Origin of the sequence: Isoptericola sp. BMS4 (assembly GCF_011634835.1) — a bacterium.
Classification (GTDB): domain Bacteria; phylum Actinomycetota; class Actinomycetes; order Actinomycetales; family Cellulomonadaceae; genus Isoptericola.
Genome location: NZ_SIRP01000001.1, coordinates 2,212,069 through 2,225,189 on the forward strand (window position 1 = coordinate 2,212,069; position 13,121 = coordinate 2,225,189).

The 13,121-nt window shown below is 74.6% G+C and carries 14 protein-coding genes; 8 read left to right on the plus strand and 6 right to left on the minus strand.

Features of this window, described 5'->3' with window-relative positions; translation table 11 throughout:
- The first annotated feature begins 71 nt into the window (after nt 1-71).
- Nucleotides 72-1,670 carry an ABC-F family ATP-binding cassette domain-containing protein gene (locus EYB28_RS09865; protein ID WP_166847208.1) on the plus strand — a complete coding sequence of 533 codons (1,599 nt, stop codon included), beginning with the start codon at nt 72-74 and terminating at the stop codon, nt 1,668-1,670.
- Here the strand turns inward: EYB28_RS09865 and EYB28_RS09870 are convergent.
- From EYB28_RS09870 to EYB28_RS09880, 3 genes are read right to left on the minus strand one after another with little or no spacing between them, the layout of a single operon-like run.
- The gene (locus EYB28_RS09870) at nt 1,643-2,647 is read right to left on the minus strand and encodes an SURF1 family protein (protein WP_166847210.1); all 1,005 of its coding nucleotides are present in this window, start codon (nt 2,645-2,647) and stop codon (nt 1,643-1,645) included. The two genes, EYB28_RS09865 and EYB28_RS09870, sit on opposite strands and share 28 nt — an antisense overlap.
- Nucleotides 2,644-2,901 (minus strand): hypothetical protein, encoded by a 258-nt coding sequence (locus EYB28_RS09875; RefSeq protein ID WP_166847211.1) that lies wholly within the window; start codon nt 2,899-2,901, stop codon nt 2,644-2,646. The genes EYB28_RS09870 and EYB28_RS09875 overlap by 4 nt, the downstream gene beginning before the upstream one ends.
- Complete coding sequence (locus tag EYB28_RS09880; RefSeq protein ID WP_166847214.1) at nt 2,901-3,455, minus strand: DUF3099 domain-containing protein; 555 nt, start codon at nt 3,453-3,455, stop codon at nt 2,901-2,903. Before EYB28_RS09880 ends, EYB28_RS09875 begins: the two co-directional genes overlap by 1 nt.
- 256 nt (nt 3,456-3,711) lie before the next feature.
- Here EYB28_RS09880 and fabG point away from each other — a divergent pair, with 256 nt between their 5' ends.
- The 3 genes from fabG (at nt 3,712) to EYB28_RS09895 (ending at nt 5,923) form a co-directional block, all read left to right on the plus strand.
- Nucleotides 3,712-4,464, plus strand: coding sequence for a 3-oxoacyl-ACP reductase FabG (gene fabG / locus EYB28_RS09885; RefSeq protein WP_166847216.1), 753 nt, complete (start codon nt 3,712-3,714; stop codon nt 4,462-4,464).
- A gap of 112 nt (nt 4,465-4,576) precedes the next feature.
- Nucleotides 4,577-5,344 (plus strand): enoyl-ACP reductase FabI, encoded by a 768-nt coding sequence (fabI, locus tag EYB28_RS09890; RefSeq protein WP_166847219.1) that lies wholly within the window; start codon nt 4,577-4,579, stop codon nt 5,342-5,344.
- Nucleotides 5,345-5,419: 75 nt separating this feature from the next.
- Complete coding sequence (locus EYB28_RS09895; RefSeq protein WP_240930483.1) at nt 5,420-5,923, plus strand: histidine phosphatase family protein; 504 nt, start codon at nt 5,420-5,422, stop codon at nt 5,921-5,923.
- Between the two features lie 76 nt (nt 5,924-5,999).
- Here EYB28_RS09895 and serB read toward each other — a convergent pair whose 3' ends face one another.
- Complete coding sequence (serB, locus tag EYB28_RS09900) at nt 6,000-6,737, minus strand: phosphoserine phosphatase SerB (RefSeq protein WP_166847224.1); 738 nt, start codon at nt 6,735-6,737, stop codon at nt 6,000-6,002.
- Nucleotides 6,730-7,974: a glucose-1-phosphate adenylyltransferase gene (gene glgC / locus EYB28_RS09905; protein WP_166847228.1), complete on the minus strand. Its 1,245-nt coding sequence runs from the start codon at nt 7,972-7,974 to the stop codon at nt 6,730-6,732. Before glgC ends, serB begins: the two co-directional genes overlap by 8 nt.
- A gap of 100 nt (nt 7,975-8,074) precedes the next feature.
- On the opposite strand from glgC, the gene glgA reads away from it, so the two are divergent.
- Nucleotides 8,075-9,331, plus strand: a complete 1,257-nt coding sequence (gene glgA, locus EYB28_RS09910) for a glycogen synthase (RefSeq protein WP_166852119.1) — start codon at nt 8,075-8,077, stop codon at nt 9,329-9,331.
- A gap of 36 nt (nt 9,332-9,367) precedes the next feature.
- Here glgA and EYB28_RS09915 read toward each other — a convergent pair whose 3' ends face one another.
- Nucleotides 9,368-10,147 (minus strand): hypothetical protein, encoded by a 780-nt coding sequence (locus EYB28_RS09915; RefSeq protein ID WP_240930484.1) that lies wholly within the window; start codon nt 10,145-10,147, stop codon nt 9,368-9,370.
- A gap of 132 nt (nt 10,148-10,279) precedes the next feature.
- On the opposite strand from EYB28_RS09915, the gene EYB28_RS09920 reads away from it, so the two are divergent.
- From EYB28_RS09920 to EYB28_RS09930, 3 genes are all read left to right on the plus strand, one after another.
- Nucleotides 10,280-11,077 (plus strand): ABC transporter ATP-binding protein, encoded by a 798-nt coding sequence (locus EYB28_RS09920; RefSeq protein ID WP_166847234.1) that lies wholly within the window; start codon nt 10,280-10,282, stop codon nt 11,075-11,077.
- A gap of 139 nt (nt 11,078-11,216) precedes the next feature.
- Nucleotides 11,217-11,696 (plus strand): NfeD family protein, encoded by a 480-nt coding sequence (locus EYB28_RS09925; protein ID WP_166847237.1) that lies wholly within the window; start codon nt 11,217-11,219, stop codon nt 11,694-11,696.
- A 169-nt stretch (nt 11,697-11,865) separates the two neighbouring features.
- Entirely contained in the window at nt 11,866-13,077 is a 1,212-nt protein-coding gene (locus tag EYB28_RS09930) for an SPFH domain-containing protein (protein WP_166847240.1), read from the plus strand.
- The last annotated feature ends 44 nt before the right edge of the window (nt 13,078-13,121 follow it).

Genomic DNA, 13,121 nt, shown 5'->3' on the forward strand with positions numbered 1-13,121 from the left:
TGCCCGCGGCCGGCCCGGACGAGGCCGGCCCCGCAGGGCGCCCATCACCGTCCACCCGAGGGAAGACCTCTGTGATCACCGCCCACGGCGTCGAGCTGCGCTTCGGCGCCCGCACGCTCCTGCACCCCGCCACGTTCCGCGTCGCCGCCGGCGACCGCATCGGCCTGGTGGGCCGCAACGGCGCGGGCAAGACGACGCTCACCAAGACGCTCGCCGGCGACAGCCTGCCCACGGCCGGGCAGATCACGCGCGGCAACGAGATCGGCTACCTGCCGCAGGACCCCCGCACCGGCGACCTCGACGTGCTCGCCATGGACCGGGTGCTCAGCGCGCGCGGACTGGACCGGATCGTGACCCAGATGCGCCAGACGGAGGCGGCGATGGCGTCCGAGGACGCCGCGACGCACGAGGCGGCCATGGAACGGTACCCGAAGCTCGAGGCCCGCTTCCTCGCCGCCGGCGGCTACGCCGCCGAGTCGGAGGCGCACCGCATCACGAGCAACCTCGCTCTCGACGACCGCATCCTCGCCCAGCCCCTGCACACGCTCTCGGGCGGCCAGCGCCGCCGCGTCGAGCTGGCCCGCATCCTGTTCTCCGGGGTGGACACGCTCCTGCTCGACGAGCCCACCAACCACCTCGACGCCGACTCGATCGTGTGGCTGCGCGACTACCTCAAGTCGTACCCGGGCGGGTTCATCGTGATCTCCCACGACGTCGAGCTGCTGCGCGCGACGGTGAACAAGGTGTTCCACCTGGACGCCAACCGCGGCGAGCTCGACCAGTACAGCCTCGGCTGGGACAAGTACCTCGAGCAGCGCGAGCAGGACGAGCGCCGTCGCCGCCGGGAGCGTGCCAACGCCGAGAAGAAGGCCGGCACCCTGATGGCGCAGGCGAACAAGATGCGCGCCAAGGCCACCAAGGCGACCGCCGCCCAGAACATGATCAAGCGGGCCGAGCGCATGCTCGCCGGCACGGAGACCGAGCGGCAGACCGACAAGGTGGCCGCGCTGCGGTTCCCGAAGCCGGCCCCGTGCGGCAAGACGCCCCTCATGGCCCGCGAGCTGTCGAAGAGCTACGGCTCGCTGGAGGTCTTCGCCGGCGTCGACCTGGCGATCGACCGCGGCTCGCGCGTGGTCATCCTGGGTCTCAACGGCGCGGGCAAGACGACGATGCTGCGGCTGCTCGCCGGGGTGGAGGAGCCGGACACCGGCGAGGTCGTCCCCGGTCACGGGCTGAAGATGGGCTACTACGCCCAGGAGCACGACATGCTCGACATGGACGCCACCGTCGTGGAGAACCTGCGGCACAGCGCGCCCGACCTCACGGACACGCAGGTGCGGACCACGCTCGGGTCGTTCCTCTTCAGCGGGGACGACGCCGACAAGCCCGCCCACGTGCTCTCCGGCGGGGAGAAGACGCGCCTGGCGCTCGCCACGCTCGTCGTCTCGAGCGCCAACGTGCTCCTGCTCGACGAGCCGACGAACAACCTCGACCCGGCGTCGCGCGCGGAGATCCTCGGCGCGCTGAACTCCTACGAGGGCGCGGTGATCATGGTCACGCACGACGACGGCGCGGTGGACGCACTGAACCCCGAGCGGGTGCTGCTGCTGCCGGACGGCGACGAGGACCTGTGGTCGGACGACTACGCGGAGCTCGTGTCCCTGGCCTGAGCCGTGTCCCGCGCGTCGCGCGCCGGCGCGGGCGCCCGGTCGGCGGCCGACGCCTCGGCGGCGTCCAGCAGGGCGTCCTCGTAGTCCTCGTCGACGCGCCGGCGGCCCCGGCGCCGGGAGCCGCCTCCGCCCGGTGCCCCCGGCTCGCCGGCCAGCAGGTCCCCGGCGGTGACCGTCACCGGCCGGGTCTCACGCCGCCACAGCAGCAGGTACCCCCCGAGCGCGCCGAGCGCGAAGACGCACCACTGCACGGTGTAGCTGAGGTGGGAGCCCGGGTCGGTGTCCGGCTCGGGCAGAGCGCCGAGGGCGGCGTCGGGCGCCGGGTCCTCCGTGCGGAGCTGGCCGTAGGCGCCGACGGTCGCGCCGTCCGCCCAGCCCGCGCCCTCGGGGCTCGCGGCGAGCACCTGCGCCGTGCTGACGGCCTGCACCTGCCCGGCCGGGGCCCCACGGTCGGACGGCGGCTCGTCGGCCCGCATCGTCACGGTCACCGTCACCTCGCCCGACGGCGGGTCGGGCACGGCGGCCGGGGAGCTCGCGTCCTCGCCGAGGGGGACGAAGCCGCGGTCGACGACCAGCACGACCCGCTCGCCGTCGACCTGGGTGGTGAACGGCACCAGCACGTGGAACCCCGGCCGGCCGCCGACGGGGCGGTTGCGCAGCAGCACCGTGTCCTGCGGGCGGTAGCGGCCCGTCGCCTCGGCGGGTTGCCACACGTCGTCGGCGGCGAGCGTCGCGCCCGGCCCGGCGAGCAGGTCGCCGAGGGGCACCGCGTCCGCGGCGTAGTTGGACTCGACGAGGTCGATCTGCGCCTCGCGGTCGGTGTACCGGTGCCACTGCCAGACCGCGGCCAGGACGCACAGCGCGGCGAGCAGCACCGCCCCCAGGCCGAGGGTGACCCACTGCCGGCGCGTGCGCGGCGCCGCCGGCGCCGCCCGGCCGTCGGGAGCGCCGGGGGCCGCGGGACGTTCGGTGCTCACGCGGCGCCGGGCCCGCCGGGCTCGTGGTCGAGGTCCTCGACGGGCACGGTCCGCTTCCAGAACGACCGCGCGCCGAGGAACTGCTCCAGGTGCTCGCGGTGCGCCTCGCAGGCGAGCCACACCTTGCGGCGCTCGGGCGTGTGCAGGCGCGGGTTGTTCCACAGCAGCCCCCAGGCGGCCGTCTCCCGGCAGCCCTTGGCGGAGCAGACCAGCTCGCCCGCCACGGGGTCGGCCCCGAGCCCCAGCACGTCCATCAGCGTCCTCCCGCGGGATCGTCGTCGTTCTCGTCGTTCTCTTGGCCCTCGCCGGCTCGGTCGGTCCGTGCCGTGTCGCCGTCCGGGGTGCCGGGGGCGTCGCCGTGCTCCACGACCGTGTGCCCCTCGTGCCCGTCGGCGGGCGACCACGCCGCCGGCTCGGCGCGGTCGGCCGGCTGGGAAGCCCTGGTCGCCCCGGTGACGGGCAGCGCCGCGCGGGCCTGCTCCGTGACCGGAGAGGTGTCGTAGCTCGTGCGGTCGCGGCCGGCGTTCGCGAACAGCACGGCGGAGTAGGGGAGCACGACGGCGGCCGCCATCATCGTCCACATGACCCACACGGGTGCCCACCCGCCGACGTAGATCGAGACGGCGGCGAGGAAGAAGACGAGGCGCACCCCCATCTGGACCAGGTACCGCCGGGTGCGGCGCGCCTGGTCGTCCGCGAGCGGCTCGGGAGCGCTCGTGATCGAGGGGACCTGCGGGCCCTGGTCCGCCGGGTGCCGCCTGCGACCGGACGGCTGCGGACCGGGTGAGGTCGCGCGGACGTTGCTCACCCGGCCAGTCTACGGCCGCCGGTCCGGCACCGAGGACGCCCCGGACGCACGGTCGCTTGTAGGGATCCGACAAACGGCCGCGGACTCGTGTGGCCCGTCGCGACCGGGCCCGCCGGTCGTCAGGAGGTAGCGTCACCTGGGTGCGTGGCCGCCACCGGGACCCGGTGCGCCGGCCGCCGGCCGCCCCGCGGGCGGCCCGGTCGCCACGCCGCCTTCGTACGCCACCCCGACCGTTCCCGTGACCGAGGAGACCACCGTGACCGACGCCACCCCCGCGACGTCCGCGCAGGAGCCCGAGGAGGCGACGGGCCGCGTCGTCGTCGTGACCGGCGCGGCCCGCGGCATCGGCCGCACGATCGCCGAGCGCTTCGTCGCCGCCGGCGACCGGGTCGCGACCCTCTACCGCGGCGGGGACCTGCCCGCCGGGGTCCACGGCGTCGTCGCGGACGTGACCGACAGCGCGGCCGTCGACGCCGCGTTCGCCGAGATCGAGAAGGACCTCGGCCCGGTCGAGGTGCTCGTCGCCAACGCCGGCGTCACCCGCGACCAGCTGCTCATGCGCATGAGCGACGAGGAGTTCGAGACCGTCCTGGACGTCAACCTGACGGGCACCTTCCGGTGCGTGCGCCGCGCCTCCAAGGGCATGATCCGCGCCCGCAAGGGCCGCATCGTCCTCGTCGGGTCGGTCGTCGGCCTCTACGGCGGGCCCGGCCAGGTGAACTACTCGTCGTCGAAGGCGGCCCTGGTGGGCATGGCCCGCTCCGTCACGCGCGAGCTCGGCGGCCGCGGCATCACCGCGAACGTCGTCGCCCCGGGCTTCGTCGAGACCGACATGACCGCCGCCCTGCCGGAGGCGACCCAGAAGCAGTACAAGGCCTCCATCCCCGCCGGCCGGTTCGCGGCGACCGACGAGGTCGCGGGCGTCGTGGAGTTCCTCGCCTCCGACGCCGCCGCGTACGTCTCCGGCGCCGTGATCCCCGTCGACGGCGGTCTCGGCATGGGCCACTGACCCCGCACGACCCCGGCTCCACACCCGGCCGGCCCGCGCCACGTCCGCGGACCGGTTCCCCCTCGCGGCCCCGGTGCCGCTACGCTCCCACCAGCACCAGCGAAAGGTCACCATGGCTCTGCTCGACGGCAAGAAGCTTCTCGTCACCGGCGTCCTCACGGACAGCTCGATCGCCTTCCACGCGGCGCGCCTCGCGCAGGAGGAGGGCGCCGAGGTCGTGCTCACCTCGTTCGGCCGCCAGATGAAGCTCACCCAGGCCTTCGCCAAGCGGCTCCCCGTCGAGGCGCCGGTCGTGGAGCTCGACGTCACGAGCGCGGAGGACCTCGCCGCCCTGCCGGAGCGGGTGCGCGAGCACGTCGACGGACTGGACGGCGTCCTGCACTCGATCGGGTTCGCCCCGCAGAGCGTCATGGGCGGCAACTTCCTGTCGGCGCAGTGGGACGACGTCGCCACCGCGCTGCAGATCTCGACGTACTCCTACAAGTCGCTCATCGAGGCGGCGCGCCCGCTGATGACCGACGGCGGCGCCTACGTGGGCCTGACCTTCGATGCCACGTTCGCGTGGCCCGTGTACGACTGGATGGGCGTCGCCAAGGCCGGCATGGAGTCCGCCAACCGGTACCTGGCCCGCGACCTCGGGCCCCACGGCATCCGGTGTAACCTCGTCTCCGCCGGGCCGATCCGTACGACGGCCGCCAAGTCCATCCCGGGCTTCGCGACCATGGAGGACGCCTGGCCGCAGCGTGCGCCGCTGGGCTGGGACCAGACGACCGCCGAGCCCGCCGGCCGTGCGGTGGTGGCGCTCCTGTCGGACTGGTTCCCCGCCACGACCGGCGAGATCGTCCACGTGGACGGTGGCGTGCACGCGATGGGCCAGTGAGCTGACCGACGTGATGAGACGGAGCGCATGAGAGCGGTAACACAGTCAGAGCACGCCACGGTTCCGTGGCGGCTCGTGCTGTTGCGTCACGCCAAGGCGGAGCCTGGCGGCGGTGGCGTGCTCGACCACGAGCGGCCGCTGGCGCTCAAGGGCCGCAAGCAGGCGGGCCGCGTGGGCGCGGCGCTCACCGCGGCCGGGCTGGTGCCCGACCTCGCGCTCGTGTCGTCGGCGCTGCGCACCCGGCAGACGTGGGACATCGCCAAGGGGCACCTGGACGGCGTGCCGTCCGGCGGCCTGCAGGTGCGCGACGAGCTGTACGAGGCGAGCGTGCGGGACGTGCGCGAGCTGCTGCGCGGCGTCGACGACCACGTGCGGACCCTGCTGGTCATCGGGCACGAGCCCACGATGGCCGCGACGGCCGCCTACCTCGCCGCGGACGGCTCGGACGACGCCGCGCTCGCCCAGGTGCGGGTCGGGGTGCCCACGGCCACCTACTCGGTCCTCGAGTCCGCCGAGCACGGCTGGTCGGCGTGGGGCCGCGGGTCCGCGCGCCTGGTGCACGTCGGTCGCCCGTCCTGACGCCCGCCTCCGACCGCCGACGACGCCCCGTCCGCACCGCGTCCCCGCGCGGCGCGGGCGGGGCGTCGTCGTGAGTTCACTCCCCGGCGAGGCCGGCCGCCTGGTCGACCCGGTCGATGACCTCGAGCACGGCGTCGAGCCGCGGCCCGTCGATGCTGAACGGCGCCTGCGCCCGCACCAGCGGCTTGGCGGCGAACGCCACGCCGATGCCCGCGGCGTCGATCATGTCGAGGTCGTTCGCGCCGTCGCCCACCGCGACGGTGTCGACCATGCGCAGCCCGCACTCGCCGGCCCACCGGCGCAGCGTGGCGGCCTTGTCGGCGCGGTCCACGACCGGGCCGACGGTGCGGCCCGTGAGGCGGCCGCCCGAGACCTCCAGGCGGTTCGCGCGCCAGAGCCGGATCCCCAGGTCCGCGGCGATCGGCTCGAGGATCTCGGCGAAGCCGCCCGAGACGAGGCCGAACTCCCACCCGCGGCGCCGCGACTCGGCGACGAGCTCCGCGGCGCCCGGGGTGAGGCGGACCGCGTCGCGGACCTCGTCGAGGGCGTCGACGGGGACGCCCGCGAGGGTGGCGACCCGCTCGCGCAGGGACCCGGCGAAGTCCAGCTCGCCGCGCATCGCGCGCTCGGTGACGGCGGCGACCTGCTCGCGGGTGCCCGCGTGGTCGGCGAGCAGCTCGATGACCTCCGCCGTGATGAACGTCGAGTCGACGTCGGTGACGACGAGGCGGCGCGGACGCCGGCCGGGCGCCGGGGAGGCGCCGCCCTCGGCGGGGCTGGTGCCGGTGGGGTCGGGTGCGGTGCGGTCAAGCAATGACGGTGCCCTTCGGGACGACGGTGATCCCCGACGACGTGACGGTGAAGCCGCGGGCCCGGTCCTGGTCGTGGTCGACCCCCACCCGGGCCCGTTCGCCCACCACCACGTTCTTGTCGAGGATGGCGCGGTGGACCTGGGCGTGCCGGTGCACCTGGACGTTGTCCATGACGACGGAGTCGGTCACCGTCGCCCACGAGTGCATGTGCGCGCCCGGGGACAGGATGGACCCTGCGACGGTCGCGCCGGAGACGAGGACACCTGGCGAGACGATCGAGTCGGCGGCGTGGCCGAGGCGCCCGGCGCCGGCGTGCACGAACTTGGCGGGAGGCAGGCCGGTGTACCCGGTGTGCAGCGGCCACTCGTCGTTGTAGAGGTTGAACACCGGCTCGACGGCGATGAGGTCGGTGTTCGCCTCGAAGTAGGCGTCGATCGTCCCGACGTCGCGCCAGTAGGCGCGGTCACGGTCGGTCGTCCCGGGCACGTCGTTGCGGATGAAGTCGTACACGCCTGCGGTGCCCTCGGCCACGAACGCGGGGACGATGTCGCCCCCCATGTCGTGGCGGGAGTCCGGGTCCGCCGAGTCGGCGGTCACGGCCTCGACGAGCGCGTCGGCGTCGAAGACGTAGTTGCCCATCGAGGCCAGCACCTCGGTGGGGGAGTCGGGCAGGCCCACCGGGCTGGTCGGCTTCTCCAGGAAGTCGCGGATGCGCGTCGGGTCGTCCGGGTCGACCTCGATCACCCCGAACTGGTCCGCCAGCGCGATCGGCTGGCGGATGGCGGCCACCGTGGCCCGCGCGCCCGAGGAGACGTGCGCGTCGACCATCTGCGAGAAGTCCATCCGGTACACGTGGTCGGCACCCACCACCACGACGATGTCGGGGCGCTCGTCGTCGAGGATGTTGAGGCACTGGTAGACGGCGTCGGCGCTGCCGAGGTACCAGTGCTTGCCGACCCGCTGCTGGGCGGGGACGGACGAGACGAAGTTGCCCAGCAGCGCGGACATGCGCCAGGTCTTGGCGATGTGCCGGTCGAGCGAGTGGGACTTGTACTGCGTGAGCACGATGACGTGCAGGTAGTGGGAGTTGATGATGTTGGACAGCGCGAAGTCCACGAGGCGGTAGATCCCGCCGAACGGGACCGCCGGCTTGGCCCGGTGCGCCGTCAGCGGCATGAGACGTTTCCCCTCGCCGCCGGCGAGGACGATCGCGAGCACGCGGGGGTGGGACGAGGCCATGACTCGACCCTAGAGCCCCGGGCACGGTCGTGCCCCCGGGGCTCGCGCGCGGCGCCCGGTGGGCGGGCGGCTCCCTGGGTAGGTTGGGGCCGTGGGCGAGATCCGGGTGGACATGCTGACGCGCGAGTACCCGCCGCACGTGTACGGGGGAGCGGGGGTGCACGTGGCCGAGCTGTCGGCCACGCTGCGCCGGCACGCCGACGTGCGGGTGCGGTGCTTCGACGGCGAGCGGCCGCCCGTCGAGGGCGCCGGCCGCGACCGGGACGCCGTCGCCGGGTACGGCGTTCCCGCCGGGCTCGCGCACGCCAACCCCGCGCTCGCGACCCTGGGCGTTGACCTGCAGATGGCGGCCGACGTCGCCGGCGCCGACGTCGTGCACTCGCACACCTGGTACACGAACCTCGGCGGGCACGTCGCCGGCCTGCTGCACGGGGTCCCGCACGTGGTGACGGCGCACTCCCTGGAGCCGCTGCGTCCCTGGAAGGCGGAACAGCTCGGCGGCGGCTACGCCGTGTCCTCCTGGGCGGAGCGGACGGCGTACCTCGGGGCCGCCGGGATCGTCGCGGTCTCGGCGGGCATGCGCTCCGACATCCTGCGGGTCTACCCCGAGCTGGACCCGCGGCGGGTCCACGTGGTGCACAACGGCATCGACCTGGCCGGGTGGCAGCGCCCGCCGGCCGGCGACACGGCGGCCGAGCGTGCCGTGCGCGAGCTGGGCGTCGACCCGGACCGGCCGGCCGTCGTGTTCGTCGGGCGCATCACCCGGCAGAAGGGCCTGCCCTACCTGCTGCGGGCCGCGGCCGCGCTGCCCCGCGAGGTGCAGCTGGTGCTCTGCGCCGGGGCGCCGGACACCCCCGAGATCCTCGCCGAGGTGCGCGCGCTGGTGGCCGACCTGCGCGCCGCGCGGGGCGGTACCGGTGCCGGCTCCGGGGACGACGCCGGGGTCGTGTGGATCGAGCAGATGCTCCCGCGGCCCGACCTCGTGGCGGTGCTCGCCGCGAGCACCGTCTTCGTGTGCCCGTCGGTGTACGAGCCCCTCGGCATCGTCAACCTGGAGGCGATGGCGGTCGGCCTGCCCGTGGTCGGCACCGCCACCGGCGGCATCCCCGAGGTGGTCGAGGACGGGGTGACCGGTGCGCTCGTACCGATCGAGCAGGCGGACGACGGCACCGGCACGCCGCTCGACCCCGAGCGCTTCGTCGCCGACCTCGCGGCCGCGCTCACCGGTGTGCTCGACGACCCCGCCCGCGCCGCCGCGATGGGCGCCGCGGGCCGCGCCCGCGCCGAGGCGTCGTTCTCGTGGGCGGCGGTCGCCGAGCGCACGATGGACGTCTACCGGGCCGTCCTGGACGGCTGAGCGGGGCCGGCGCCGCGTCTCCGCCTCAGCCCAGCCTCAGCCGGGAACCGAGGCGTACGTGGCCGCCGCCAGCGCGTGCCGGGCCGTGCGCTCGACCTCGCGCAGCGCCGTCGACCGCTGGTCGGCCTGCCACACGTTGACGGCGCCGCCGTCGTCGACGCGGGCCAGGTCGACGATGCCCAGCAGCCGCGTCGCCAGCTGCAGCACCCGGGCGCGCCGCCCGTCGAGCTCCGGCACCGGCCAGGCCGACGTGCTGCCGGACCGGAGCCGCTCGATCGCGTCGGCGGCATCGTCGCGCCACCGTGCGACGTCGAGCGAGTCCAGCGCCTCCGTGGCCGTGATCAGGCTCGTGCGCAGCTCCCGCTCGGCGTCGGCCAGGGCGCCCAGCGCCCCGGCGACCTGCGTGGACCAGGCGGGCACCGGGCTGACCTGCCAGCTCACGAGGTGCCCCGGCTCGAGGGCGCTGCCGAAGCCCGTGACCCGGGGGACGGCCGCCCACGACCCGGACGCCGTCGTCACGAGCAGGCACTCGCCGGCCTCGGTCGCGTCGTGGTTCACGGCCGCGGGAACGCCGGCGGGGTCGCCGGGGGCGGGCAGCAGCGCGACGACCTCGCGCGGCCCCGTGCCCCAGGTCGCGGCGAGCTCGCGGATCCCCGCCGACGCGGCGTCCGAGGTGGCGTCGGGCAGGCCGGCGACGGTGTGCGGCTCGTCGTCGCCTGACACGCTGCGGGCCACGACGCCCGGCGCGGCGCCGACGCACCCCAGCCACAGCGCGAGCACGACGCTGCGCGGCAGGTCGTTCGTGTCGGTGTCCACGGCCTCACAGTAGACGTCCGGGCAGGGTGCGGGCATCGTGGTCCGCACACCCGGGGAGCAGCGCCGACGCCGCTGCGGGAGTGCCCGGACGGACGCCGGGGGACGGCCCGCGCTCGGGTAGGGTCGGGCCTCATGAGCGCGGTTCTCGACCTGAAGGGCGTCACCGTCCGACGCGGCACCTCCACCATCCTCGACGGCGTCGACTGGCAGGTGAACGAGGGGGAGCGCTGGGTGGTGCTCGGCCCCAACGGCGCCGGCAAGACGACGCTGCTGCAGATCCTCGCCGCGCGCTCCCACCCGACGGCGGGCACCGCCGACCTGCTCGGCGAGCGGCTCGGCCGGGTGGACGTGTTCGAGCTGCGGCCCCGTATCGGGCTGTCGTCGGCGGCGCTCGCCGACCGCATCCCCGGGCACGAGCGCGTCGGCGACGTCGTGCTGACCGCGGCGTACGGGGTCACCGGCCGCTGGCAGGAGGCGTACGAGGAGTTCGACGTCCAGCGGGCCAAGGACCTGCTGGCGTCCTTCGACGCCGCGCACCTCGTGGACCGGCTCTACGGCACGCTGTCCGAGGGCGAGCGCAAGCGGGTCCAGATCGCCCGGGCCCTGATGACGGACCCCGAGATCCTGCTGCTCGACGAGCCTGCCGCCGGCCTCGACCTCGCCGGGCGTGAGGAGCTCGTCGGGATGCTCTCCGGCCTCGCCGGCGACGAGGCGTCGCCCGTGCTGGTGCTCGTGACGCACCACGTCGAGGAGATCCCGCCGGGGTTCACCCACCTGCTGCTCATGGGGAAGGGGCGGATCCAGGCGGCCGGCCCGATCGAGGACGTGCTCACCGCACAGAACCTCTCGGAGGCGTTCGGCACGCCGCTGATGGTCGCCCACGGCGGCGGCCGCTGGCTGGCGCGCGCCGCGCGTCCCGCCGGCCGCTGATCGTTCCGTCGTCGGGGCCAGGCAACGCCGCGACCCGCTGGGCGCGGGCGCCCCGGACTTCGCGGAACCTTGGTAAAGTCTGAGCAAAACCCCGTGGCCGCGCACAGCAGGGTCCGGCCCGGGGCCTGCGGAGGTGATCATGGATTCGTGGCTGTGGTGGGTCGGCGGGGCGCTGGTGCTCGCCGCGGTCGAGATGCTCTCGCTCGACCTCGTGCTCATCATGCTCGCCGGAGGCGCCGTCGGCGGGGCCGTGACGGCGGCCGCCGGTGGTGAGTTCTGGCTGCAGATCGTCGTGGCGTGCGTCGTGGCGGTCCTGCTGCTGTTCACCCTCCGGCCGTGGCTGCTGCGGCACCTCAAGCAGCGCATGCCGCTCGTGGAGACCAACGCCGCCGGGCAGGTGGGCCGGCTCGCCGTCGTGATCTCCGAGGTCACCGAGACCGGCGGGCGGGTCAAGCTGTCCGGCGAGGTGTGGAGCGCCCGGCTTCCCGACGACGGGATCCCGAACTCGTCCGGCAGGGTGCTGCCGGGCTCGGAGGTGCGCGTGGTACAGATCGACGGTGCGACCGCCGTCGTGGAGCCCGCGACGTCCGGGAGCACCCAGCCCGAGCAGCCCGCGTGACGCCCCGTCCGGGCCGGTGCGCCCGGGGTAGCTGAACCGTACGACCGTCGCGCCTGCGTCGGCGCTCCCGCCGGCGCACCGCGCGGCGCCGGTGACCGGCCCACGGGCCGATCGCCGTCCGACCGCCGGGAGCTCGACGCCGGCTGAGACTCCGACAGAAAGGTTCGACGTGGAGGACACACAACCGGGGACGATCGTGCTGTGGATCTTTCTCCTCGCGCTCGTCATCTTCGTGGTGGTGGCGCTGTTCAAGGCGGTGCGCATCGTGCCGCAGGCCACCGCGCTGATCATCGAGCGGCTCGGCCGGTACTCCAGCACCTTCTCGCCGGGGATGCACCTGCTGGTGCCGTTCGTCGACAAGGTCCGCGCCGGCGTCGACCTGCGTGAGCAGGTCGTGTCGTTCCCGCCCCAGCCGGTGATCACGAGCGACAACCTCGTGGTGAGCATCGACACCGTCGTCTACTTCCAGGTGACGGAGCCGAAGTCCGCGGTCTACGAGATCGCGAACTACATCACCGCGATCGAGCAGCTCACCACCACCACCCTGCGTAACGTGGTCGGGTCGATGGACCTCGAGCAGACGCTCACCAGCCGCGACCAGATCAACGGCCAGCTGCGCGGCGTGCTCGACGAGGCGACCGGCCGCTGGGGCGTGCGCGTCAACCGCGTCGAGCTCAAGTCCATCGACCCGCCGGCCAGCGTGCAGGGCGCGATGGAGCAGCAGATGCGCGCCGAGCGCGACCGCCGTGCGACGATCCTCACGGCCGAGGGTGTCAAGCAGTCGCAGATCCTCACCGCCGAGGGCGAGAAGCAGTCGCAGATCCTGCGGGCCGAGGGTGACGCCCAGTCGAAGATCCTGACGGCCGAGGGTGAGGCGCGCGCCATCCTGCAGGTGTTCGGCGCGATCCACGAGGGCGACCCCGACCCGAAGCTGCTGGCCTACCAGTACCTGCAGATGCTGCCCGAGATCGCGAACGGCACGTCGTCGAAGCTGTGGGTCGTGCCGACGGAGTTCACCGCCGCGCTCGGCTCGATCGCCAAGGGCTTCGGCGGGGAGCCGGGCACGCCGGGGATCCCGGCCCCGCCGTCCGACGAGTCCGGCGAGGAGGGGGAGCACCGCCCCCGGCCGTCCACGCTCACCACCTCGGCGCTCACCGACCCGAGCGAGGCGCTCGCGGAGGCGCGCCGGCAGGCGGAGGCCGCCACGGCCGACGCCACGAGCGCCGGCACGCGGTCGGGCTCGCCGTTCGACCGGTCCGCCGAGCGCGGCCAGCAGCCCGGCGGCCGGCCCACCCCGCCGCTGCCCGCCCCGGGGCCGGAACCGCGGCCGCTGGGCGGCGAGCCGGACGCGCCGGAGGACCCGGAGGCGCCCCAGCAGTAGCGGGCCACCGGAGCACGCAGCACGAGACGAGAGGGGCGTCACCC